The 23682-nt window shown below is 57.5% G+C and carries 21 protein-coding genes and 2 pseudogenes; 7 read left to right on the top strand and 16 right to left on the bottom strand.

What is annotated here, in order from left to right; translation table 11 throughout:
- Positions 1-505: pseudogene (locus TY51_RS20760) on the bottom strand (transposase); the annotation flags it as partial.
- Positions 506-765: 260 nt separating this feature from the next.
- Here TY51_RS20760 and TY51_RS03210 point away from each other — a divergent pair.
- Positions 766-1824, top strand: a complete 1059-nt coding sequence (locus TY51_RS03210) for a bifunctional DNA primase/polymerase (protein ID WP_042245801.1) — start codon at positions 766-768, stop codon at positions 1822-1824.
- 275 nt (positions 1825-2099) lie between these two features.
- On the opposite strand, the gene TY51_RS21625 is transcribed toward TY51_RS03210, so the two are convergent.
- Entirely contained in the window at positions 2100-2561 is a 462-nt protein-coding gene (locus TY51_RS21625; protein ID WP_156117853.1) for a hypothetical protein, read from the bottom strand.
- 10 nt (positions 2562-2571) lie between these two features.
- On the opposite strand from TY51_RS21625, the gene tnpB reads away from it, so the two are divergent.
- The 4 genes from tnpB to TY51_RS22450 all read left to right on the top strand — a co-directional run bounded on the left by tnpB (position 2572) and on the right by TY51_RS22450 (position 4023).
- Positions 2572-2946, top strand: a complete 375-nt coding sequence (gene tnpB, locus TY51_RS03220; protein WP_081994683.1) for an IS66 family insertion sequence element accessory protein TnpB — start codon at positions 2572-2574, stop codon at positions 2944-2946.
- 167 nt (positions 2947-3113) lie between these two features.
- Positions 3114-3269, top strand: coding sequence for a hypothetical protein (locus TY51_RS22440; RefSeq protein WP_231558888.1), 156 nt, complete (start codon positions 3114-3116; stop codon positions 3267-3269).
- Between the two features lie 267 nt (positions 3270-3536).
- A complete protein-coding gene (locus TY51_RS22445; RefSeq protein WP_081994684.1) occupies positions 3537-3809 on the top strand; it encodes a transposase in 273 nt (90 codons plus the stop codon).
- A complete protein-coding gene (locus TY51_RS22450; protein WP_197054620.1) occupies positions 3775-4023 on the top strand; it encodes a transposase in 249 nt (82 codons plus the stop codon). The genes TY51_RS22445 and TY51_RS22450 overlap by 35 nt, the downstream gene beginning before the upstream one ends.
- Positions 4024-4057: 34 nt before the next feature.
- Here the strand turns inward: TY51_RS22450 and TY51_RS03230 are convergent.
- From TY51_RS03230 to TY51_RS03285, 13 genes and pseudogenes are all read right to left on the bottom strand, one after another.
- A pseudogene (locus TY51_RS03230) lies at positions 4058-5145 on the bottom strand (IS3 family transposase).
- A 506-nt stretch (positions 5146-5651) separates the two neighbouring features.
- Entirely contained in the window at positions 5652-6623 is a 972-nt protein-coding gene (locus TY51_RS21635; RefSeq protein ID WP_156117854.1) for a phospholipase D family protein, read from the bottom strand.
- Positions 6616-8730: a BREX system Lon protease-like protein BrxL gene (brxL, locus tag TY51_RS03245; protein ID WP_042245813.1), complete on the bottom strand. Its 2115-nt coding sequence runs from the start codon at positions 8728-8730 to the stop codon at positions 6616-6618. The genes TY51_RS21635 and brxL overlap by 8 nt, the downstream gene beginning before the upstream one ends.
- Before the next feature lie 9 nt (positions 8731-8739).
- Positions 8740-10899 carry a BREX-1 system phosphatase PglZ type A gene (gene pglZ / locus TY51_RS03250; protein ID WP_231558882.1) on the bottom strand — a complete coding sequence of 720 codons (2160 nt, stop codon included), beginning with the start codon at positions 10897-10899 and terminating at the stop codon, positions 8740-8742.
- On the bottom strand, positions 10848-11234 hold the full coding sequence (locus TY51_RS23130) for a hypothetical protein (RefSeq protein WP_231558883.1): 387 nt from the start codon (positions 11232-11234) through the stop codon (positions 10848-10850). Before TY51_RS23130 ends, pglZ begins: the two co-directional genes overlap by 52 nt.
- Positions 11227-11628 carry a BREX-1 system adenine-specific DNA-methyltransferase PglX gene (locus TY51_RS23135; protein WP_231558884.1) on the bottom strand — a complete coding sequence of 134 codons (402 nt, stop codon included), beginning with the start codon at positions 11626-11628 and terminating at the stop codon, positions 11227-11229. The genes TY51_RS23130 and TY51_RS23135 overlap by 8 nt, the downstream gene beginning before the upstream one ends.
- Positions 11625-14723, bottom strand: coding sequence for a BREX-1 system adenine-specific DNA-methyltransferase PglX (gene pglX, locus TY51_RS03255; protein ID WP_231558885.1), 3099 nt, complete (start codon positions 14721-14723; stop codon positions 11625-11627). Before pglX ends, TY51_RS23135 begins: the two co-directional genes overlap by 4 nt.
- A complete protein-coding gene (gene brxC, locus TY51_RS03260) occupies positions 14723-18247 on the bottom strand; it encodes a BREX system P-loop protein BrxC (RefSeq protein ID WP_042245816.1) in 3525 nt (1174 codons plus the stop codon). Before brxC ends, pglX begins: the two co-directional genes overlap by 1 nt.
- Positions 18248-18249: 2 nt before the next feature.
- Entirely contained in the window at positions 18250-18846 is a 597-nt protein-coding gene (locus tag TY51_RS03265; protein ID WP_081994687.1) for a DUF1788 domain-containing protein, read from the bottom strand.
- A 9-nt stretch (positions 18847-18855) separates the two neighbouring features.
- The gene (locus tag TY51_RS03270) at positions 18856-19467 is read right to left on the bottom strand and encodes a DUF1819 family protein (RefSeq protein ID WP_042245819.1); all 612 of its coding nucleotides are present in this window, start codon (positions 19465-19467) and stop codon (positions 18856-18858) included.
- A gap of 46 nt (positions 19468-19513) precedes the next feature.
- Positions 19514-20548 (bottom strand): 3'-5' exonuclease, encoded by a 1035-nt coding sequence (locus TY51_RS20030; RefSeq protein ID WP_052649720.1) that lies wholly within the window; start codon positions 20546-20548, stop codon positions 19514-19516.
- The gene (locus TY51_RS03280; protein WP_307534336.1) at positions 20545-20898 is read right to left on the bottom strand and encodes a type II toxin-antitoxin system RelE/ParE family toxin; all 354 of its coding nucleotides are present in this window, start codon (positions 20896-20898) and stop codon (positions 20545-20547) included. Before TY51_RS03280 ends, TY51_RS20030 begins: the two co-directional genes overlap by 4 nt.
- Complete coding sequence (locus tag TY51_RS03285; RefSeq protein ID WP_042245878.1) at positions 20852-21094, bottom strand: type II toxin-antitoxin system ParD family antitoxin; 243 nt, start codon at positions 21092-21094, stop codon at positions 20852-20854. The genes TY51_RS03280 and TY51_RS03285 overlap by 47 nt, the downstream gene beginning before the upstream one ends.
- 598 nt (positions 21095-21692) lie before the next feature.
- Between TY51_RS03285 and TY51_RS03290 the strand changes: the two genes are divergently transcribed.
- Complete coding sequence (locus tag TY51_RS03290) at positions 21693-22472, top strand: hypothetical protein (protein ID WP_197054621.1); 780 nt, start codon at positions 21693-21695, stop codon at positions 22470-22472.
- 122 nt (positions 22473-22594) lie between these two features.
- Here TY51_RS03290 and TY51_RS03295 read toward each other — a convergent pair whose 3' ends face one another.
- Positions 22595-22948: a transposase gene (locus TY51_RS03295; RefSeq protein ID WP_197054622.1), complete on the bottom strand. Its 354-nt coding sequence runs from the start codon at positions 22946-22948 to the stop codon at positions 22595-22597.
- Between the two features lie 326 nt (positions 22949-23274).
- On the opposite strand from TY51_RS03295, the gene TY51_RS03300 reads away from it, so the two are divergent.
- On the top strand, positions 23275-23625 hold the full coding sequence (locus TY51_RS03300) for a hypothetical protein (protein WP_156117856.1): 351 nt from the start codon (positions 23275-23277) through the stop codon (positions 23623-23625).
- The last annotated feature ends 57 nt before the right edge of the window (positions 23626-23682 follow it).

Consider the following 23682-nt stretch of genomic DNA (forward strand, 5'->3'; position numbering starts at 1 on the left):
GGGCCACACCAAGGGTTTCTGCCACGACCTTCCCCGGGAACCGCCTGTCAGCGGCGACCGCGCATGCAAGGTCGGTTTTTTGAGCGTGACTTGTCCAGGGCTTCGCGCAGGATCTCATTCGCATGCCCGCTTGGACCGATGGCGCGAACAGGCTCATTCAAGCGTCTTGCGGCCAAGATGCCTTTCAAGTTCGCGGATACGATCCTCGAGCTGCCGCACGACCTTGTTGCTGGTGACGTCATCATCCTGGGTCACGGCGACACTCCCCCCTTCGAGCATGAGCCTTCGCCAAGAATACGAGCCAGGTTGGGTGCAACGCCATTGCGCCGCGCAACGATGGAAATGCTGGCCTGATCCTCCAGCCCTCGGGGGCTTACGCGGCCCCACCGGGGCCACGGTTCCCCTCGACCTCGACGATCCGCAGCTTCTCGGCAGCGGTCCAGCGGCGGCGGCGGCCGCCATCCGTGATGATCTCAATCTCAGACATAAGCACGTGCTCAGGCATATACCTAAGCCTCCATGCTATGCCAAAGTGTCCGGTCGAAACAGGGCCAGTTCACTATCTAACTAACTACGGATAGACATTAGCACTTCTGATTGTGCCCGTAGCTTGAAAAACACCGACGGATAGCGGTACTGTCAGTATCGGGCTCTATATGGCCTGAAATGAGCGAAGCCCGCTCCTGCGGCAAACAGAAACAGGCTTCTGGTTAGAAACAGCCTTGGTGAGCGTCTCATATGACCAGACAGAGGCTAGAGGAACATATGTTTCTCGGCAAGAGGCGATCCCCCAAGGTATCCATAAGGACAAAGACCTTGGGAGTCTTCACTGATCACCAACGTAACTATGCGACACACAACATTCCAACCTTTCCCATGCAGGGGAAAAAACCGGCCGTGAAGCGCTTTGCAGGAGTAGGCCTCAAGGCCTCCAAGCAACTGGCTCTCAAATTTCCTGATATCGACGCCTTGGGGTTCATGGCTGGAGAACGATCCAGAATTACAGTATTGGACAGCGATAGCACCGACGAAGATCTCTTGCGAGACATGATGAAACGTCATGGGCAAAGCCCAATCATCGTGCGGTCAGGCTCTGATAACCTTCAGGCATGGTATCGTTTCAGTGGAGAAAAGCGGCTGATCCGCCCTTATGGGGCATCTGTTCCTGTCGATGTCCTAGGCGGCGGCGTTGTTGTTGCGCCACCTTCCAAGGGCAGCAAGGGCCCCTATGAATTTATACGAGGCAGTCTGGACGATCTGCACAAGCTGCGGCCCGCAGCGAACATGATTGAGTTCCCTGAGCCGAAGCTTGTGCAACCCGTCGCAGCCAATTGGGGCAAGATTGCGGCGGGCGGCCGGTCCGAAGCACTGTTCCGCCACCTGATGCGGGTGGCTCGCCATTGTGATGATCTGGAAGTCCTACTGGACGAGGCCTTTACCTATGCCGATGCAGTCATTGATAGGAGAGCGGGCCATCCGTTTACTGACGCTGAGATCATTGCAACGGCTCGCAGCGTCCACCAAATCACCGAGCGCGGGGATAACCGCTTTGGAGGCGAACCTCATACGATCCTGCGCAACAGCATCCGTGACCAAGTCCAAGAACTTGGTGCAGATGCCTATTACCTTCACGGCGTCCTGATGAGGTGGGCAGGCAGCGACGAAGAGTTTCTCTGTGCCGATGGGATGGCCGATCACATGCCAGACGGAAAGTGGAACCCTAAGCGGTTCTCAAAGGCTCGCCGCACCTTGATCGAGGCCGGCATTATTAAAAAGGTTAGTAAGGGATACCCTGGCCATGCCGCCCGGTTCTCGTGGGCATAGTCGAAGAGTAGTCGAAATCGACTGCCTATATATAACTAACACCTTCCCTAGGAGCCCGTAGCCCTTGGTAGGGGGAACGAGCGAAGCGTAAGTGACGGGGGCTACGGATGCTAGCCGCACGTTTTGCTTAAGGCAGATCTGCCAACAGCGTTCTCACCCCCGCACGCACGCCGTTCCGCCAAGTCCTGAGGGCCGCCCGTCAGGGCTGTACCGATGGCGCGGCAGCTTTGCGTTTGGAGTGGACCAGTAAACATATAGTACAGCTTGAGTATCCGTCATGCACAAGGTGCCTTGATCGACCAGAGGCGGTCGGCTTTAACCAATGTGTTGGCAGTCTCCAGCAGCATACGCATGATTGCCACGATCGTGACCTTTGCCTGCTTCCCAGCGTCGCGTAGCTGTGTGTACTTGGCCTTGAAGCACAGGTTGAATCGCATGGCAACCAACGCAGGCATGTAGAGCGCGTCGTGCAAAGCCTTGCGTCCGCCACTCTCAGCATCAAGCTCCGCTATCTGACGTTCAATCAGGGTTAGGCGAGTTTGGGACTGGCGTTTCAGAACCGCGTGGGTTGTCGAGGGTCCCGCAGCGGCGATGCCGGCAGAGACGGAGGTTGCCACCGGCGTGGAGATCGTTGTTGGCGATGTTGTGATCCGCGTCAGCGCCGACGCCGATGAGGTCCTGCTGACGCGGTCGATCCGAGCGGCAGCATCGTGATGCTCGGCGAAGTAGGGCGGCAAAGTAGGGGCAGTGAAGGTCTACGTGGGGATGCGGCCGGTGGACTTTCGCAAGGGGATCGACGGCCTCGCACTGGTGGTTCAAGAGATGTTCGGGCTCGACTCGTTCTGTGGCGCCCGCTTCGTATTTCGTGCGAAACGGGCGGACCACATCAAGCTCCTGGTACGGAATCAGACCGGGATGGTGCTGGTTCATAAGCGGCTGGAAGGAGCCAAGTTCGTCTGTCCGCAGGTGCGCGACGGGGTGATGCGGATGTCTTCGGCGCAGCTGGCAGCACTGTTCGAGCGGTTGGACTGGCGTCTGGTAAGACCGGAGCGAGCGCGGCGGGCAAGTGCGGCCGATGCACTGGAAGCTCCCTTTTTAGTGGTAAGAGCGGCCTTGGCGTGATTCACTTCATGCATGAATGCCGACGCCCTCAATTTTGAGAACGCTCATCTGAAGGCTCGCCTGGCCGCGGTCGAGGTGGCGCTAGCGAGGTGTAGGAGGCCAATCGTCGGCTGGAGGACATCCTGCGCTCCTCGCAGCGCGAACGCTTCGGCAAGAGTTTCGAGAAGCTGTCGCCCGATCAGTTCACTCTGCCGCTCGAGGATGCCAAAATGGCCCAGGGGCTGTGCTCGCGGCCGCACAGGAAAAGGCAGAGACCGCGTTGCAACGGACGCGCGGGGAGACGCCGCGAATGCCATAGCACCTGCCCCGGGTCGAACGGGTAATCGAGCCCGCCAGCATGCTTTGTCCCTGCGGCTATGGTGAGATTGCCCGGATCGGGGACGATACATTTAAGCGTGTGATCCCCGCGCAGTTCCAGGTGCTGGTAAACGCGGCGCCCGAGATACGCCTGTCGCGGCTGCTCGCATGCCGTGGTGCAAGCCCATGCCCCTGAGCATGTCGTCCTTGGCGGGCTGCCGACCGAGCGGCTGATCGCGTGGATCATGGTCTTGAAGTTTGGTGACGACCTGTCGTTTTACCGCTAGGCAGGAATCCCCGAGCGGCAGCGACTCCACCTCGACCGTGGCACGCTAGGCAACCGGACGGGGCGCGCCTCCTTCCACCTGATGCCCGTCATAGACCATATGCGCGCTCATCTGCGCGCCGCCGACCGGATCTTCGTTGACGACACCCGCGCGCCGGTGCTGGATCCGGGCCGAAAGGCTACGAAGAGCGGCATTTCTGGGTCGTCGTGTCCGACGATCGCGGACATGGCGGTGCTGCCCGCCCATGGTCGTTCGGGCATTCCTTCGAACCAATGGTAGTCATGCCCTCCCTCCACGACGCCCCCGGTCGTGGACGGGAGCATCCGCGGAGGTTCCTGGCCGGATACCGCGGTCGGTTGCCTCGCAATGCGACGCCTACCAGTCCTACAATGCGCTGACCGAGGTCGCGCGCGACAGCGGCCCGTGGCAGCTGGTCTATTGCTGGACCCATGTCCGCCGCCGCTTTGTCAAACGCTTCGAAGGCGATGGGTAATCCCCCCGTTTTTAACGGGGTGCATCTGTAGAACTTACGCAGCCATTTTCAATTTTTGTGCGGGTGTGATACCGCCGATGCCCATGTTCGGGCGATCGTTGTTGTAAGTCCAGAGCCATTGCGTGGCGTGGTCTTGTGCCTCCTCGATCGTTTCGATGATGTATTGGTCAAGCCATTCATGCCGAACCGTGCGGTTGTAACGCTCAATGTAGGCGGTCTGCTGGGGCTGCCCGGGTTGGATGTGCTGAATCGTGATCTTGTGCTTCTCAGCCCATTTTCTCAGCGTTTCACTGATGTATTCTGGGCCGTTGTCGACCCTTATGGTGTCTGGTTTGCCGCGCCATTCGATGATCCTGTCCAAGCTGCGGATGACCCGTTCGGCTGGCAGCGAGAAGTCCACCTCGATCCCCAGCCCCTCGCGGTTGAAGTCATCCAGCACGTTCAGCAGCCGGAACGCCCGGCCATCGCCGAGATGGTCCGCCATGAAGTCCATCGACCAGGTCATGTTGGGTGCATCCGACACGGCCAGCGCATCGGGTTCGTCCCGCTTCAACCGCTTGCGGGGTTTGATGCGCAGGTTCAGTTCCAGCGCGCAGTAGATCCGGTAGACCCGCTTGTGGTTCCATGGGTGCCCTTTGACGTTGCGCAGATGCAGGAAACACAGACCAAAACCCCATGTCTTGCGTGCATCGGTCAGCCCGACCAGCAGATCGGCGATCTCTTCGTTCTCTGCCTTCAGCTTCGGGCCATAGCGATAGCAGGTCTAGCTCACCCCAAAGGCACGGCAGGCCAGCGCAACGCTCGCTCCTCTTCGCGCCACTACATTCTCGGCCATCTCACGGCGTTGAGACGGCCGAGTTACTTTTTTCCAAGGGCCTCCTTCAGCAAATCGGCTTGCATGCTCAGGTCCGCATACATCCGCTTCAGCCGACGGTTCTCCTCTTCCATGGCCTTCATCTGGCTGATCAGGGACGCATCCATCCCGCCATACTTCGCCCGCCACTTGTAAAATGACGCGTTGCTCATGCCGTGCTCACGGCACAGATCGGCCACCGGCACACCGCCTTCGGCCTGCCGCAGGATCGCGATGATCTGAGCCTCAGTGTATCTGCTTGTCTTCATTCGAAATCTCCTCGTTCATCTTGCCGAGAAAATTCTACTCATGCAGCCCGCCACTTTCGGGGGGGATTACCGCATAACGATGATAGACACCATCGGGCACATGCGCCTTCGAGGTTCACGAACCTGACGCCGTCAGCCAACCCCCGCGCAGAAGGGAAACCGTTCCGGCACGGCGAAAATTTTGCGGCCTGCTAGGTATCAGTTCAGGCTACATGAAAAGGCGGGGGTGATCAGACTACTGCACGGCTCAACACGGCCCAGCTTAATTTGATTCACCCCCCGTTGCTGCCCGATATAAATGCCGTGCTGGGCAGCAGCTCCGGTATCGCACAAAAGCCGAGGTTCCTTCTAAGAGAAGCTTAAATATCCTTAAAAACTGTCCAAGGATCCGGGAGTAGCTCAGTTTATGCCGCCTAGCTGCCGTCAATACTTCGGACTGCACCAGCATGAGGAGCACAGCTTTTTCTAGTTACGGAAAAGGCGAAAAGCGAAAGGTATAATGCACGCTATTGTTCCGAGATCACCTCCATCTCTCGAGCAAGGTCAAGGGCTGTGAAAAGAACATTCCCATACTTTTCAATGATTTTTTTACTGATAGCGGCGTCTGTTTGTTCAATGCTGCCGGCTGTTGGCAATTCACCAGGTATACAGCCGCGTACTGCCCGCCAATCGCGCTTAGTCATAACATTGCCTTCAACGTCATCAAAATAAGCAACCGTTCTCCCAAAGACTTTGAGAGTTTTGTCGGGCATCCAAAACTCGAAGAATGCTCGCCGCCACCTATTAAGGTCCTTCTGATCCCAACCGGTAAACATCCCGTGGTCTGGCAGAGCGTTGATAGCCTCTGTTTCTTTTGAATTGGCTCGGAGGAGTGACTCTCTCGCTAGCCTGCGGTCATCTGAGGTGCTGGCCGAGCTCGCAAATACGAAGCTGAAATCCGAAAATCTGTCGGGTGAAGCTGCTACCAAGTCAAGTAATGATCCTTCACGTATTTTCTGACCACCAACTGGCTTGGTCGGTCGGAAGCTTCTCTTCGCCAGGTCGAGCGCGTCTTTGTCGATGGGCTCAGAAGCAACCATTAGGCCTTCAATCCATCTTTCGGTTTCTTTGTACTGATCATTTTCCGTGCTGATGAAGACGCCGCTCTCAGTCAGTGTAGCCAACTTATCAAAGCCAACGCCGTTCTGGGAGGCATTGGCAGAGCCGATCACGGCTCCTCTCTCTGAAAGGTACACCTTAGCATGAAGCCCGCGAACATGGCGCAGGCTTTTGTTATCAGGCGCGCCGAGAGCGCGCAAAGCCTCTGGTGACGTACCACCGAGAGTGATGTCACAAAATATCCAAGGCTGAGGATTTTTTTCATTGAATAGAGATTCAGATCCCCTCCCCCAAAATGCTACGGCGCATCTAACATCCTGTCCCGCACAAACCGTTCTTATAGCTTCGGATAAATTGGCGCCGGCTAAAAACTTAACCATTGTTGTGCTCCGCTAACAAAATATTTGCCGTTTCCTTCAGATAGGTCACGTAAAATGCCTTTACCATTCGATGTTCTTGAAGGCGGTCACCAAGGTTGAATCCGTTCTCACGGCGCATGGGTGCCTGAAATATATCTAGCCCACGATCAAGAACGATCTTCCAACCATTGTCGGTGACGATATCACGGGCATGGGCCGCACCACTGGTGTCATATGCCCAAGTAAAATCCACGCCCGTACCGACGCAAGCCTCGGAAATACTCTCAAGCAATTCGCGCTGCTTCGGCACGTTCCCGTCATCCGGAGCCGTGACCAGATGAATGGAAATCTGATCTTCAGGCGCTTTCCGTGAAATGACCATTTCCACGAATTCCATCATGTTCTTGATTTGATAGAAGTATCGAATGTAGGGATCCGTCACGATGATGCGGGACGCGCCTTGAAGGTGATGGCCGAACAGCGTGTCATAGCTGATCCCCTTCCGGTTCTCGGCAAAGACATGATGCCCTTCGATAGGATCAGGCGTCATGGATGCGAGAGTGCCATGTGACCGCGATTGAGACGGCGCAGCGGCATCGGCGAGCACTCGGTCGCCATCCATGCCGACGCTTTGGGGGGCTTCGGCGCCTGGCGTGCCTTTGCGATAGTAGAATTGCGGAAACTCTTCCTCTTCGACCGTGCGCACATGGCGTTTTTTGCCGTCGGAGCCGGTGTAGTAGAAATCCACCTCGGGATAGGTCGCGTCTATACGGAATAGCTGGTCCTTGACCCGCTTGCGGCTCTCCAAGGCAAGCTTGAGCAGCTCTTCGGTTTCTTGCTCTGTCTCGCCACCAGCTGGAAACAGGATCTTCAGCAAGCCGGACATGGTTTTCGAGATGGCGTCGCGATCACGGGTCGATATCTGCTCGCTTAATTTAAAGTACCGATCCGGCCGGTTGGAGTAATCCTCCTGACGCAGATGGCGCAGGATCTCGGCCAGGTAATCGACGATGAACCCATAGCCCCGGGTGAACATCTCACCGCGGATAACGTCGATTTCCCATCCCGGCAGGTAGGCATGGAGCCGGTCGATGAAGGCCGAGTCATGGAACTGGGGCGGCAGGGCTTCGAAGAGGTCACTGTTCTTCAGCATGTAGGGGACGTTGTGATCAGTGTTGCCGACAAACGAAAAACTGGCCTCGGCCCCCATCGGGTTGATCCCCCGCGAGAAGGTCTTGTTCGCCATGTAGTTCTTCATGATGTCGACAAGCGCCTTGTTGGCGGTCTTCTCACGCCCGGCAAATTCGTCGAAGGCCACCACGTCCCAATAGCCGACCAGACCAATCCGCCCGTTCGAGTTGTTCACGAACAGCTTGGGGATGCTGACCTCTCCCCCGGAGATCAGCTGCCCGTGCGGAGAAAACTCCGAATAAATATGGGACTTGCCGGTCCCTTTGGGGCCAAGTTCGATGATGTTATAGTTGCGTTCAACAAAGGGGATCAACCGCATCAGCTGCAGCAGCTTGCTGCGGCGGCCGAACATGTCCGGGTTGAACCCGATCGACTGCATCAGCAGATCGATCCATTCGTCGGTGCTGAACTTCGCCCGACCCGCCTTGTAGCTCTCGTAATCCACGCGGGCGATCTGGATCGGCTTGATCGTCTCGAGGATCCAAGGCGAGGTCCGGGCATCTTCCGAGAACTCGTACTGAACGTCTGCGATGCACCACACCCCCGTCACCAGCAGTTTCGGGTGCGCCTTGACGGTGCCGCTGTCCACGGCCACCTTCTTGATCCCCAGATTATCGAAGGTTGCCTCGTAGCTGTCGGTCTTTTCGTTCAGGGACACGCTGATCTGGTCGATGACCTTGTAGCGGCCCCGTTCTTTGATCGTGGACTGGATCAGGCCTGCCTCGCTGCGATGGACATAGTGTTTGCGCAGGATTTCCTTGACCGTCTCGATGCCGGTCGCGATCGACGCCTCGTCATCGGTCGCGCAATACTGACCCAGCAGGTATTCCAGCACGTAGGTCGGGACGATCGCATTACCCTTTACGGCCTTGACCAGATCCTTTCGGACCACGAAGCCTGCGAAATGGTCGTTGATCTTGTCGTCAAGCGTGCTCATGGCCATTCCTCAGAAGTCGAAATCGGTCGGGATGCCGCGTCGCAGTTCATAGCGCTGGCTCTGGTAGTCATCATAGCGGCTGGTCTTGCCGATGCGCTGGCGCAACTTCAGGACCACATCCTGATTGTTGAAGGCGTCGGCGTCCCGGGACAGTAAAAGCTTCAACGGCATCTCGCGTTCGCGCGGATTATCCGAGCGGTAATCAAAAAGCACCTTATGCTCGTCAGAGATCAGAGTGCCATCGAGGGCATAGAGCCCGGCCACCAGTTCGCGCGGCTGCAGCTTGTCCGAAATCGGCTGTACCTGATACAGCGTCACGGCGTGCTGTCCCGACGAGATCAGATTGCGGCCAGACGAGATGATCTGAACCTCGACCATCTGAACGTCGGACTCGCGCTGCTTTCCAACCCGAAGAACCGGGATGACGATTTCCTGCAGGCTTGCCCCACCGTGAACGAACCGACTTCCGGATCCCTTGACCCGCAGACGGTTGATGGAGTTTGGCACCAGCACATCAAGATCGCCGGCAAGGCCCAACTCAGCCGGTGAGAACCGCTTCATTCCGGCTGTTGCCTTCAGTCCGCGACCGACGACAAAGCGGCGGTTACGAACATGGATTTCATCCCCCGCCGGGTCCGCGACCGAGAAATCCGTCTCGTCGAGCGGGCGGTGCTGATAGAGAAACCCGTGATCGGCAGTGATCAGGATGTTCGAGACATTGGCGCTGGTCAGCTTGCGGACCAGGACTGTCAGGTCCTCGATGGCACCTTCGGCAGCCTCAGGCACGCGCTCTTCGGTGGTCAGCTTGTCGCCGACCACATCGATCCGGTTGTGGTACAGATAGAGGATGTCATGGTCTCGGAAGAGCACCTTCCCGTCTTCGGAGCGCATGCCCATGAACTCGTCTGCCTTCATCGCCTTGACCCGGTCACCGGTGCGGCCTTGGGCGAGAGCGCGTTCCCGGTTTGATGTCCCCTGGGTCGACTGGCCGAAAGATATGACAATGCCGTCCGGCTGGATTGTCAGGTCCTTGTTTGGCAGCAGGGCCGCCATGCCCAACTGGGTATAGCTGGGCAGGCTGCTGATCATCGGCTTCAGATCTGCATCGAACTTGTTGAGCTTGCGGATGGCCCGCAGGCATTCCTCGGCAATCTCGTAGCGAAACGCGTCCGAGATGACGACGACGACCTTCTGATCCTTGCGGCGGAATTCAGCGGCCTGGTCCCGGTAGAAATCCCGTTGCATCGGATAGCCGCGCACGCTCCAGTCGGGCATGGTCGCAATCTGATCCTGCCAGGCGTCATTGACCTTCAGCAGGTAGCTGGTCGTGTAGCGGTTCTCCACGACCTCGAACAAGTCACTTAGCAACGTAGCCTGACCGCTTTTCTGCATGTGAAAGATGAACTTGCGATACAGCTGATCCAGCTTGTACCAGCTCGACACGTACCGCTTGATGCCCTCCTCGGGGCTGGTCATGCTGAGATTGGCCTCGGCCAGAGCCTGCTGAAACTCGATGGCATGGCTGATCGCCTGATAGACATGCTCGTAGGTCGCATACCAGTGGCTTTGCCGCCGCTCCCGGATGATCTGCAGAACATCCGCAGCGCCCAAGGTTTGGCTTGCCATGGCCTGAACCAGGGAACGGATCACGTGTCGGTCGATCTCTTCAAAATGATCGACGGACTTCAAGGTCCGAGCTTGGCGCAAATTCAGATGTTGCGGGATCTTGAGAGTACCCTCAAAGCGCTTGCTGAGCGTCTCGAAGGCTTCGGAATAGTGCTTGTTGTTCTTCCAGCGACGGAAAACCAGCAGCGCTTCCGCTTTCAGCTTTGCATCCTCGCCCAAGGCCAGCTGGTAGGCACCCTCGAAGAACGCAATTGCGAAATCCTCGAGGTCCGGCTTGTCAGAGCGATATCCATAGGCGTTGCCGACCTGCTTCCAGAAGAATTCGGACAGGTGCGACCGTTCAATCAGCCGCATGCCCTCTTCTCGTCCGGCAGCCAGCTGATCCAGCAGCTGCTCGATCACCGTATCCAACGCCCCCTCGGCGCCCACGCAGACCGCCAGCATGCGCTTGCGGATGTCGGTTCTGGTATCGCCCTGCTGCATCAGACGTTTCAGATCCGCGATGCGACTGCTTGCGCGATAGAACTCAATGTGGTCGCGCACGACCTCCTCAAAAGCGGTCGCAGGCTCAGCTCGCTCAGCCAGATCGCAGCCTGATCGGCTTTGAAGACGGTCGTGGCCAGCTGCACGTCTAGCAGCCAGTTCTCCTGCATCGCGGGCTCCGGCCCGTCATGAAACACCAGGAACTTCTGCTCCGGCTCTTGCCGCAGCATCCGGTACTTCAGTCCGAACTGGTTGTTGACGATCTCGACCTTCGCGACACCGTCCAGATCGATCGCCTCGACTGCGGTGCGCATGTCGCGGGCCGCGTCGTACCAGAACACGATCCGATGCTCATCGAACAATCGGGCCAGGCTTGCGGTCAGTCGATCATTCATCGCTGGCCTCGAGACCGACGATCTTCTTCAGCGCCGTACCGAACTTGGGGTAGTTTGCCTTGACCCCGTCATCCAGATCGATGTCGATCTTGGCCTGGGCCAGCGGGAAGATCACCTCGCGCTCCCACTCGTTCAGCTCATCCAACTGCTTGGCGATGATGCCTGCATCCTTGAGGGCCTTGGTCCGCTGCCCCTGCGTCGCGGTGGGGTCGTCGGACAGCTTGTTCAGGCGCACCTGCTCGCCTTCCAGCTTGGTGACGAACTCGCGCAGGTATTCGTTCAGCAGGACCGACACCGTGTCGCCGCGATAGCGGTGCATGTAGATCAGCGCATTGAACGTGCCCTTGGGGCTGGAGAACATCCAGTAGATCGGCCGCTTCTTGTAGCGCTTCACGTGATCGGCGTAGAAATCCTTGGTAAAGTACCTGCGGATGTCCTTGCCAAGCGCCTCCTCGATGAAGCGCAGGTTTCGCGGAAGGTGTCTTCGCCGAAGGTCACCCGCAGGAACTGGCGGAACCGGTCGGTGATGTCGTCGGCGAACCAGTCGGCGTCGAGCACCGGTATGACGTTGTCCTTGTCTGGCATGAAGGTCGGGTCCGGCACGCGTGCAAGGTAGTTGGCCAGCGTCTCGCCCTGATTGGCAAGGATCAGGCCGGGCGCGTCGAGGCTGTAGCGGCCGAACATACAACCCACGGCGTAGGAGAGGAACTCGGCCATGGTGTCGGCGCGCAGGCGGGCCTCGTTCGCCGCCACGTCGTTCTTAATGCCATAGCGATAGGCGGGGTTACAGGTGAGGGTGATCTCGTTCAGCGGTACCTCGGGGGTCAGCTCGTCTTGCAGACCATAGGCGTCGATGAAAATGCGATTGTTCTCTTCCTCCAGCCGCTGCATGGCGTCCGTCATGGACTGCCAATGGACGCGGAGGGCGGCGTAGGTGGCCTCCAGCGTCTCGGCGCGGTGGTCGGGTTGGAGCAGCGGAAGCGTCGTGAAATCCCAGGAGGTTTCGTAGGCGTCCCAGTCGGATTTGGCGATCTTTACCAAGACGTCGACCAGACTGTCCACTTCCGCTGGATTGTAAGGAATCCTCGCTATGTCGCCGACTTGGAAAGTAACGGTTGGGTTGAGTATAGAAACATATGCTTCGACAAGTTTACTTGATAGCAATCCTAAGACTTTTAAGCGGTCTTTGGCGTCGGGGAATGCGCAAGAGCCCTTGACGTCAAAGATGAACCCAGGCGGGTTAAACCTTGCGCCGAAGCCACCTGTCTTTATGTCTGACCAAGTTACACCTTCTTGGAAATAAAACTTGATGTTCTTGATCGTCCGTGTCGGACTCCCATAAAGCTCTCCAGCAAACGCCAGCAGTGCCGCGCCATCATTTCTCCAGTTCACGAAATGAAAGGCATTACCAAACCATTTTCGGTACGGCCCCCCTTTATTATAGGGGAACCAAGTTCTTTCCGACAGCTTCGCTTCCTTGTGATTCCGGGCGCCAAGGCAAGCCCGATCAAATGCCACTTCATGCCAGTTCCTGAGAAACCTCTCATTATTACTTGTCGCGAGTCCTTGCCTTGGTCGCGCAACATTTAACAGCGTTTCACTATCCGCAAAGCTATGTCTGATCCCGGATCCGGAACTATAGGATATAGGGGCACCGGGAATTACAAGAAACTCATCAGGTGATGCAGAGAACCTGTATGAAACGCTCTGACCTCGAACCGCCTCCAAAGTCATGCGTTCCATCTCCGGCTCACCACCTGAGAACTTCAATAGAGAAATGAACGTAGCTGGTGCTGATGAGCGCCCGGCCCTTTTAGAAATAAATCCACAAATTTGAACAGTGGCGCCAGAGAACCCGGTAAGCGGCATCTCGACCAGATGTATAAGCGCATTCTTCTCAGTCAACTCGATCCGCAGTCGTTCGTGCGACTGAAGAAACATCCAAACGTGAGGGCACATTATCCCAAAGTAAGAATGCGTTCGTGACATCAAGGTGCATCGCGAAATGAACGCGGCAAAAAGGTCAGATTTGAACTCCGCGTAGTTCGCCAAAAGGAAATTGGATAGAGCTCCGTTCATTCCTTTAAAGCCCATATACGGCGGGTTAGCCACGACCACGTGATACTTCGGTGAAAGCGCCTCGGCCATGCGCAGCACGGCGATGACGCGATCCTGCACCTCCTTCAGCAGCAGGTCGCCGCCGAAGTCCCGCGTCTCGACCACTCGCAGCGTCTCTGCCGGGTCGCGCAGCTTCGGCATGATCAGCGAGCCGAAGTTCTTGATATGCTCGAACTGGACTAGCGTCTCTCGCAGCTCATCGGTGAACAGATCCTTGCCCACCACGGCGGCCACGTCCTGCATCTCGGCGGGCGTGAAGGCCACGTTCTGCAACACCACGATGTCGGGCTTTGCCTCCAACCGCAGAAACCGCCGCCGCCCCAGCCGCGCCGCGGCCTTCATCGCCAGCGCAAAGGCGGCCAGCGCACCGGCGCGATCATCGATCTCCACCCCGGTCAGGTTGTGCGTCAGGATCAGCACGGGGATCTCGGCCGCGTCATAGCCCTCTTCCTCGTAGATGGCGTAGAGCAGGTCAAAGGCATAGGTCAGCATGTGCCCCGACCCGCAAGCCGGATCGCAGACCTTAATCTCCTCAGGCCTGCCGATCCTCAAGAAGTCCGTCTCGGGCTCTTCCGGTGCGATGTAATAGTCCATCTGCGCGGCCAGCTTCGACCCCGGGCGGTTCAGCAGCCACAGCCGCCCCAGAGAGTTCTCCACCAGATAGCGGACGATCCAGTGCGGCGTGAACAGCTGTGTCGCAGCGGGGATGTTCTCGGCCGTGATTTTCTGGTTCTTCTTCAGCCCCGCGAAGACCTGATCCTTCTTCTCCGAGATGTAGAACTGGTAGAGCCAGCCGATGATCTCGACATCCTTACAGGCCTCTTCGGTCATGACCGCGCGCAGCCGGGCGAGGATCGAGGTCTGAGACAGCAGATCCTCGGGCATCAGCAGTTCGGTGTAATCGTCCAGCTCCTCGAACAGGAAGGGCATCGGCCCGTGCCATGCATTGCAGGCATGGACTAGCAGCAGGCGGTAGGCCTCTGCCTGCGGATCATTCGACGGGAGACGGCCCTCCAGCAACGCGGAAACCTCGGCAGGTGCGCCGTCCGGCAAATTGCCCGCCGCAGCCTCGGCCAGAAGCTCCGGACGGGTCTTGCCGTCAGCCGGAGAGACGATGCGAACCTGAGTGTAGCCATTGGCATCCATGAAGCGTAGCGCTGTGAAGCGGTTGAACCAGGTATAGGCGACCTGTTCGACCACCTGGGTCCTGCCGGAGGTCCGCAACGCGTTTTCCAGATCTTTGACCGCCCGCGGATGCTCACGCCGAGCAGCTGCGCCTTCGGCCAGAACTAGATCGAGCTTGGCGGTGACCTGACTGATCAGCAGATTACGCGCCGCCTGCGCGAATTTCTTGAGCGCGTTGGTATCCATCAGATCGTCACCTTGTTGCCTGCCGCGATTTCGGACAGCAGAGTCTTTCTCAATGCTTCAAGATAGTCGGTCACCTCGGCCTCATTGCTGAGGAAAGGCTTGCCCATTTCCACCTTCAGATCGCGCGCGGATACAAACACCGTTTTCTTCGGTGCAGGTGCTGGAGGCTCACCAGGAGAGGTGGGGACGACAGGCTGGACGGCGGTCATTTCCGAGATCCGCGAAAGCAAGGCAGTGAACAACCGGTGACGGACCTGATTGCCACGATCCCGCAACGACGGGATCAGGCTGGTGGTGTCGAGACCCGTTCTTTGGGTTGCAATCTGCTCGTCAATAGCCCGCTTCTGCTCGGCCGTGAGGGTCATATACTCCGGTAGCTGGCCCAGTTTCACTGCAACCTCGTCCAAGGCTGCGTTGGCGGCCTTGCGCTCGGCGATCACCGCAAGATCAACCTTGTTCTTCAGATCATAGAGATCCGCCTTAAGGTTCTGGATCGCCGATCCCCGATAGCAGTTCTCGTCATCCATCACCGCCCGCAGCCGCCGTCCGGCATCCGCGTCGACATCCGCGATGTTCTCGGACTGCTGAGACAGCGCCCCGCGCGCATCGTCGTAGATGCCCTTCTGGGCACCACCCATGAAGCTGAGGATCTTGTCGAGGATCGTCTCGCGCGCATCGAGCAGCTCTTCCTGCTGCGTGATCGGCTCGGTGATGTACCATGCGGCCGGCTTGCCCTTCATGGCCCTCAGGCGCGCCTGCAGAGGAGCCAATGCTTCCATGAATGGGTAATCATGGACCTGTCGGGTCAGATCATCGACTTTGGTTTCCAAGGCATCGACAGCCTGCTTCCAGTCCTCGCCCAAGGCACGCGCATCGCTGCCGCCGGCAGGTGATCCGAAAAGCTCACGATAGAGCTCTTTCGCGTTTCGCAGTGCAGCTGGCGTGAACTCGGTCTGCGTCGTCAGCAAGAGGTTTCCAACCATCTGGCTGTTGTTCAGCGCCCGGGCGAGATCGACGCCTTCATGGACCGCACCGTCGATGCGCGCCTCGATCTTGTTCTTTGTGACCAGGCTCCCGGTCAGGCACATCACTGCATGGCTAGGCCAACCATAAGGTTTTGCGGAAAACTTGTCGGTCAGGTGCTTCGCCGAGACCTTCACCCCATTGCGGGCCTGGCTGCTCAGGAAGTTCAGGATCTCCTGTTCCGGCTCGCCGAGCCCTTCACCGTTTTCCCCGAAGAGTGACGTGCCCGACTGCACGGATTTCATGATATCTGCTTCGGTGTAGATGACGCTGCGCAGCATCGGCAGGTTCGTGTAGACCTTGTCGACCAGGGTCTGGAACGCTTTGGTGACGCGCTCCTGAGGATCCTCGCCGCTGAGGTCCAATTCGTCCCCCCGGACGAACAATCGCGCCTCGCCGATCAGCTTGCGCAGCCGCAGCTCCAGGTCCTTCGCGCGACGGCTGTTCTGCTCGCCCTTTTCGGCGATGATCCGATCCCTGCCCGGCTGCGGGGATCCACTCCGGGACTGGCGGACGAACTTGTCCGTCTGCTTGAAGAGGACCATGTCGCGCAGGAACAGCTGATCGGGCTTCATGACCACCGCCAGCTCCTCATTGGCGATGGTCCGGGTGCGGATGGTCTCCGGGCTGTCACCATCCTCACTGAACGGCGAGAACAGGTGGATCGCCAGCTCATGCTCTTTGCCGATCAGATGGCCGTCGAGCCGCCGCGTGAACTGGTATTCATTGCCTGATGTGTTGTGGCGGATCTTGCGGCTTCGCAGAATAGCGTCGAAGGCCATGGTCTCCAGCGCGCCCGAGACCTCCGACTGCTCGACGGGAAGGGCCTTGATCTCGGCCTCGACGTCCTTTTCTTCGTTGGTCAGGAACTCATAGACCTCGCCATTGCGCTGGATGAGGGTGTTGCGCTCCAGAAAGGCTAGGGCCTCTTCGATCCGGCGCCGTTGCGCCGTCTGATCGCTTTCAAACCCGGACAGCAACAGGATCGAGATGTTGCGAACCGAGGGTTTGAACTCCTTGACGTATTTGACAAGGAACAACGCCTTCAGCACACGCACGGCGAACGGATCCACGTCTTCGATATCGCGCTCGGCGATGTGGATGGATTGCTGGACGGACGATTTCAGGGCTGTGCGAATGCCCTCAAACATCTGGTCGAACGTCGCGAGGCCCCCGACGGGTTGATCCTTCAGCTTCTTGGCGACCTCTTGGAAGACCCCCAGCATCGAGCGCTCACCGACGGAGCTGTGCTTGCCCTCGAAGGCATTGTGCTGCGACAGCGCCTGGATCGCCATCTGGAACAACGTGTATTGATAAGGCGGGAAAGGATAGCTGAGCACGAACTGGTCGCGATCGCGAAAATTCTTCAGCTTGATCGACCCATCCGTGAAGTCGAAAAGCGTCTTGAGGTTGTTTTCTTCCCGCTGATAGAGATTGCCGAGTTGGGCTTCCCCCTCCTCCGTCTTGGAGAGAAGCCGGCGCTGAATGACCTCCGCGACATCGGCCGAGTTCAAAGGCATCCGGTTGCTAAACCGGGCCTGGATCTTGGAGAAGTCATTTTCCTGCTGCTGGGTCATGTCCCCAATGACGGAGGCCATATCCTGCTGCGCGGTCACGATGATCCAGGCCTGACCCTTGCACTTGGTGTTCAGGCTTTCTGCAATCGTCTGCAGGTTGGTCATCAGCTTCACGTTGTCGGCGATATACTGGCCGACCTCATCGACAAAGAAGTTGAGCCGGAAATTCGGCTCCTGCTCGTCGATCCACACCTTGATGGTTGCGGCGAAGTCTTCGATCGAGACCCGGGTGTCCTTGCGGTACTGGTTCAGGATATCCTTGGCATCCGCAGGATCCCCACCGGTGGCTGCGGCAAAGGCCGTGGCGATGTTGCGGGTTTCCAGCAGCGCCTGTTCGCGTCCCCGCTCCCAAGACTTTCCTGACGCAGTGTGGAAGGCAGCCTTGAACGCTTCCAGCTGACCGCGGCCATGCAGGTCGCGCTCCATTTGCGCGATATGAGGCTGCTTTCCGTAGAAGCCACAGGAATCGTCAAATACCTTCTGGAAGACCGCCAACAGGGCGTCGACATCGGTCTTGGAGATCACATCTGCCTTCTGATCGATGTTGAACAGGATCGACCTGGACGGGATGGCGACGGCCTTCTGCAGCAGGCCACGGATCATCGGGGCGTCCTTGATCTTCTCTTTCTCAAGGAAGATATCTGCTGCGCGCCGGCCATCGACCTCGCGGTTCTCCAGAAGCAACGCCAACATCTTCAGTAGATGTGACTTGCCTGAGCCGAAGAACCCGGAAATCCATACGCCATTGGCGGTGTGGTAATTGGTATAGGCCTCCAGGAATAGCTCGATGCGCTGACCGATCTCATCCGTGATGACGTACTCATCCAGCTCGATGCGCAGCCCTGTGTCGTCATCGGCCTTGATGACGCCATCAATGGCGCGATCGACGGGCTTTGCGAAAATGTCGCGAAGATATTGGGTCACGGTCAGACCTCGTAATTCATGATGTTGAAGGCACGGTAATATTTGTCGTCGTGAAGCAGCCCGAACAGATCGAGCGATGCGCCGGTGGCCAGCGCATGGGTGTAGCTTCCGGGGAAGAACATGACCGTCGGCGCTTCCTTGGCCGTGCTCTGCAGGTTGTTCAGGACATTGTGCGAGCGCAGGTAGGGATAGACCTCACCGACACCCGATAGGAAAATGATGTCGTGAGGGGTGGCCTTGATCATCTCTGCCACCATCGGCACCAGGTGCGCCTGAGGGTCCAGAACACCCTGCAGCAATTCCTTGAGTTCAGCCTTTTCCGTATCCTGTTCGATCTCCAGGACCTGCTCGAGGATGCCTCGCTCGGCGAGGATCTGAAGCGTGATGTCATAGAGGTTCAGGTCCAGAACGCGGACGCCCGCATGGGCACTTCGGGTGATCAGATCGGCCCGATCCTCGTCCATCGCCATGCCGTCCGCAGCCGCATAGGGGCAGATGAAAAACGGCACCTCATTGCCCAGGCCCTGCTTGGTCAAAAAACGCTGGCTGGTCACGACCTTGAACAGGTGTTCGGCCCTGCCCTTCCGATCAAACATCATCTTCAAAAATCAAACTCCACCCCGACGGAGGCCGGGAAAATAATCAAAGGCTGCAGGCTGTGCATTTTCAATCATAATTTGCATTCGATTGGAAATGATCGCTGTCTGGATGTGGCGGTCGCGGGAGATGATCCCGGCTTCCCGCAAGATGCGGAACATCACCTGACCGAGCTTTTTCTGGGTGCCTGGGCTAAGGCGTGCCAGCTTGTCGTTCCACTCCGCCTTGTCATGGAAGAAGACATCGAAACTCTCGGGCGGCAGGTCCAGGCGGTAGGAGAGGTATCGGTCGATTACGACCTCCCGCACGAACTCCTCAATGAACCTGTAGCTTCTGCACACGGCTATCCAGAGCAGTGCCTGGGCCTCGTCGTGGTCAGCCTCGTCGGCTAGGAAGGCCAGTTCTTCGGCGGACAGAGCCGACAATCGCAGAACGATTTCATTCAGGACCCGCCGGTTCGACGCAATTTTCGGCAGGGCTGTCGCCCCTGCATCTCTGGCCCGCTCGAGCGTCGCCGCCCACGTCTCCCCCGGTACGTGCAGCTTGGCCACGGCCCGGCTTTCGAGCAGCATGAGGCCGCCCGTTGTGAAGGACATTCGGTACGAAACAAGATCTGACGACATCACAGGAGCGGATGCCTCAGAGGGTAGCAGCCATTTTCGATATTCGTCATGATGAAGCGCTCGCCTCGATAGTCCTCTGTCGCGGCTGCGCAATGATACGATAGCTATAGGGCGCGATTTCTTCGACCAAGACCATGTCCCCTGCCCGCACGTCGTTCTGTTCGAAGAAGGATCTGATCCAGCCCCGCTTTCGAAAAAACCGCTTGGCACCATCGAGATCGGTCATGACCGCAGCGTCGCCACCCCAGTCCACGGTGATTTCGCGCGGGGCCGCCAAGGTGCGGTTTGAGCCGCCGATAGTGTCTTCCGGAAATGCCTCGAAGAAGCTTTTTAGGTAGATGTGGCTATTGTTCAGATTGCCTTGTGTAATCTCTGTCGTTCCAAGAGCGCGGGGTGACTGAGCGTGTTCTGAGGCCGTTGATGCAGGGCATCCGATCACACGCTCCGTGGTGACATTCAGGCTGTCATCGCCGTCATCGATTAGATCAAAGTCTTCGGTATGTCGTGCCTTTCTTGCGGCAGATACTGTGGAATATCGAGGTTTATCGACCTGTGCGCGTTCCGCTCTCAGCACGACCTCTGCAGCCGCACGGGCATCCTCGCCCGCGTCATGGTGCTCGAAGACGAGACCAAGATGCTGCTTGAGACTGGCCAGTCCATGGCCGCCATTTCCCCGCAGTTCCGGCCAGGCGCGGCGCGCGACCTGAACACTGTCTCGCCACTCCCAGTCTGGAACGGCAAGGTTCGCGTGGTGACAGGCGGCAGACACCGCACTCCGGTCGAAGCTTGAATGCTGATAGATCGTGTGCCCGATGAGCGCCTCGCGCAGAACCGGCAGCACCTCCGCGAATGTCGGGGCACCCTGCACGGTCGTGGCGCTGATCCCATGCAGATAGGTGAATATCCAACGGTCCACCTGCGGATCGACATAGGTCATCCATGTCTCGATCGAATAGTCTGGCCGCACGCAGGCGACGCCGATCTGACAGATGCTGCCGCGGTCATTGTTGGCGGTTTCGACATCAAGCGCCACGAACCGGAACTGACCCTTAGGAAAAGAGGGCAAAAAGTCCGAGGTCATTCCAGAACCTCCAGTAATATCGGCCAGTTCTGACGACCTCCGAGAACACGAAGCACATCAAGCCGGTCACCGATGGTCCGATAGATGATCAAGTGAGCCCCGGAGGGATGAATGCGAACAGGCGGGTTAAACTCCGGACGCTCTCGCGCGATCCCCGGCATGGCACAGAGCAGATCGAAAACAGCCGTAATCCCGTCGACATATCTGTCTGCCTGCTCGGGTGACCACTCCGCCACGCCGTGCAGCCAGATCTCTTCCATGTCGCCTTCAGCTTGGGGCGTAAGCCTGAGACTGTAGCGCTCCTCAGCCGGCATGCTTGTGGCGCATCTTCGCCTTGAAGGCTTTGGCATCGAACGGCCGGGGCTCACCGCTCTGCAGACCCTCGGTGACAGCAGCCTGAAGCTGCCCGATTGCGTCGGCGCGTTCCTGGTCACGCCGGATCAGATGCCGAACGTAGTCACTGGCATTGCTGAAGCTGCCCCCGCGGGCCCGCTCTTCAACCCACACCTTCATGGGATCGGGGATTGAGACGTTCATCGTGGCCATCAGAAGCTCCATCGGACTATTCTCTATAATCATGGCAATCTTTGCCAACATGGTCAAGTCTTGACGAACAAAAGTCGTTCAGCTCTTCCCTTCATCGAGCACGTGCAAAGTCCGCAGCTGATCGCGCACAGGCTGGCGATATTGGTTATTTCATTTGGAAACAGGCTGAAAAGGCACTCTCTGATTGAAAATTTTTCTAGACGCGCAACCCCGGTAAATTCTAGCTGCGGTCAATACAGTCATCACGAATTTGGGATAGTTGACGCAAAACAACCCCAAGCGATTCTGGCGGATTTATATTTATGAGTAAAAAAATGGGTTATTTTTACTACCTTTGGTCTTATTAATGTTTTTAATCAAGCCGATTTCTGTTAACATAAGGTTCCTAGAATTTGCTTTGGGAAGTTTGATTTTTGGTCAGCCACCACTGTCGAAACTTAGAGTTAGTCGGGGGCCGCTTAGCAGCAGATCCCCCTTCCGGAGCGTAAGAGAAACACTCAGGCCGTGGCGGGGGCATTCTTGCCGCTTCCCTGATAGGCTTCATGTCGTAGGCGTAAAACACTAGCAGTTGTAGTTTATTCTTTTTGTGGAGATGAGCATGATTGACGGCACAAGGCGAATGCTTTTTTGTGGCGTGACGGGAGCGCTACTTACAAAGCCGCGGCTCTTACTTTCTCAGCAGGATCAAGGCTGCAGTATCATCTCGGCGATGATCATACGCGCGGAGCAGGAGGCGACGAATGCAACGGCTTGGGCTTTAACCGCGGCCCTCACAGCAATTCCACAGATGGAGCAGCGGATCTCCAGCTTTGAGGCAGCCCTCTCTGCAGCAATGGCCAACGAAACCGCGGAGCGCCGCCGTCAAGTTGTCGCCTATGCCAATGCGGTTGGTTCGATCGGTTTTTTTGCGGCGGGCTTAGCCGTCAGCGGCTCTGCAGTTGTTTTGTTATTCGCCGGCTCGATCGTCTTCACTGGAACTATTATGCTGGCCGATACTTTGACAGCGCCAGCGGATGGGTCGGCGTTTGAGATTGTAACAGGCGTCGGACTCGATCGAACAAGCGGCGTACTATCTTCTATGGGCGAAGACGCATATGCCCTAAGTCGACGATCAGCTCAAGTATCGAGCGTTGCTTCGAAGGTTCTTAGCTCTGTCGGCGTCATTCTCGCGATAAAAAACTTTTCCAATGCAAACGATCGATACAGAGAAATCGTCCGGATGAGAGTTGAGATCGAGGATCAGTTGCGCCTGACCCGCGAGGGGCTCGCTGAAATGCGCGATACCAGAACGGCGGAGGAGATGCGCCGTGCTTGCATGTCAGTTTTGCGCGCGGACCTGGAAGCCGCAAGCAGCTTATCTTGCCGGTCGCAGCCATAGCTTGGGAAGTGACGATCAGGGACATTTCATTTTGTAGCCCCACCCGCAATCGCGTTTTGTCTTTTTGGCAGGTATACCTGTAGGAGCCGTAGTTCTGCCTTGGTGAGATCAAGTATTCGTCTCTAGGGCCGGTTGCACTCAATCGATCTCATAGCGGCTTTGAATTGGTTGTAGCATTCCTTGTCGGAGAACAGGTCGCAGACTTTTCCGACCTCGGCCCATAGGTAATCGTAGGTCCGTGCGGCAGCTTCTCTGACAAGAGCGTTGAGCTTGGAAAATGCCATTTCAATTGCCTTGAGATGGGGGCTGTATTGCGGCAGGAACAAGAACCACGCGCCGACATCATGCAGTGCAGCCGCAGCGGCAGGGCTTTTATAGCTGGAGAGGTTTTCCAAGATGACGATGTCGCGTGGGGACGAGTTGGGTTCTGTTATAAAGTTCGAGCATTGGCGTTCATCGCCCTGTCGATCATCCAAGGTGCGTCCGGCCGGTAATGGCGTAGCGCTGCAATGAAGGTCTGGCTCCGCCAACGTCCAAACGGCGCATGATCCACGAAACGTTGCCTGCAAGGCGACAAGCCGGTGGTCTTGGTCATGTTGGTCTTGAGCCCGATCTCATAAGGAAGGCCAGCTGCTCCAGATGGTTGGCCATGAAAGGTTGGTGCCTTGCGATCCAAGTATGACGCAGGCCAGCAACATCCTAGCGCTTCTGTTCAAGCGCCTGCAGGGCTTTTTCTGTGTGTCAATCCGAGCCCGCGCAACATTCGCCAGACAGTGGCTCAGTAAACGACGATGCTGTGGGTTTGAGCCAGTTCAGCCACCAGTTCATTGAGCGTGATCTCGCCTTTGGCCGTGACACGCGCCTTGAGCTAACCTGCCACGCCCACCAGCCTCCCGTGCCCGCCGCCATTGCCTTGCTGTCTCAGTGTCAACAATCTGGCTTCGCGTCGCAGCTTCACCAGATCGTTGACAAATTTTGGCAAGACCTGAAAGTGCCGCTCCGCCTCGCGATGCCCATCCCTTTCGTCCACATAGGTCACGACCCGCGTCCAAAGCTCCAATGGATGTGGCTTTCCTATCAGATCTCCATCTCTGCCTCAGCAAAAGAGAATTGCATTCCATACTGGCTAGGAATCCTGAAGCTTGATGCCTGATATGAGATATGCCCTAGCGCATCGATCCCTTGTTCGGCGAAGGAAGTCGGGCCATTG

Source organism: Paracoccus sp. PAMC 22219, assembly GCF_000787695.1.
Classification (GTDB): domain Bacteria; phylum Pseudomonadota; class Alphaproteobacteria; order Rhodobacterales; family Rhodobacteraceae; genus Paracoccus.

What these genes read in the sequence shown, in the direction of transcription:
- TY51_RS23130 (WP_231558883.1), bottom strand. Translation starts at nt 11,234, where the DNA reads ATGAATGATCGACTGACCGCAAGCCTGGCCCGATTGTTCGATGAGCAT.
- brxL (WP_042245813.1), bottom strand. Translation starts at nt 8,730, where the DNA reads ATGAGCACGCTTGACGACAAGATCAACGACCATTTCGCAGGCTTCGTG.
- TY51_RS03270 (WP_042245819.1), bottom strand. Translation starts at nt 19,467, where the DNA reads ATGTCGTCAGATCTTGTTTCGTACCGAATGTCCTTCACAACGGGCGGC.
- TY51_RS21635 (WP_156117854.1), bottom strand. Translation starts at nt 6,623, where the DNA reads ATGGTTAAGTTTTTAGCCGGCGCCAATTTATCCGAAGCTATAAGAACG.
- pglX (WP_231558885.1), bottom strand. Translation starts at nt 14,723, where the DNA reads ATGGATACCAACGCGCTCAAGAAATTCGCGCAGGCGGCGCGTAATCTG.
- TY51_RS03285 (WP_042245878.1), bottom strand. Translation starts at nt 21,094, where the DNA reads ATGGCCACGATGAACGTCTCAATCCCCGATCCCATGAAGGTGTGGGTT.
- TY51_RS03265 (WP_081994687.1), bottom strand. Translation starts at nt 18,846, where the DNA reads ATGATGTTTGATCGGAAGGGCAGGGCCGAACACCTGTTCAAGGTCGTG.
- TY51_RS20030 (WP_052649720.1), bottom strand. Translation starts at nt 20,548, where the DNA reads ATGACCTCGGACTTTTTGCCCTCTTTTCCTAAGGGTCAGTTCCGGTTC.
- TY51_RS03290 (WP_197054621.1), top strand. Translation starts at nt 21,693, where the DNA reads ATGATTGACGGCACAAGGCGAATGCTTTTTTGTGGCGTGACGGGAGCG.
- TY51_RS03210 (WP_042245801.1), top strand. Translation starts at nt 766, where the DNA reads ATGTTTCTCGGCAAGAGGCGATCCCCCAAGGTATCCATAAGGACAAAG.
- TY51_RS22450 (WP_197054620.1), top strand. Translation starts at nt 3,775, where the DNA reads ATGGTCGTTCGGGCATTCCTTCGAACCAATGGTAGTCATGCCCTCCCT.
- TY51_RS03280 (WP_307534336.1), bottom strand. Translation starts at nt 20,898, where the DNA reads ATGCCAAAGCCTTCAAGGCGAAGATGCGCCACAAGCATGCCGGCTGAG.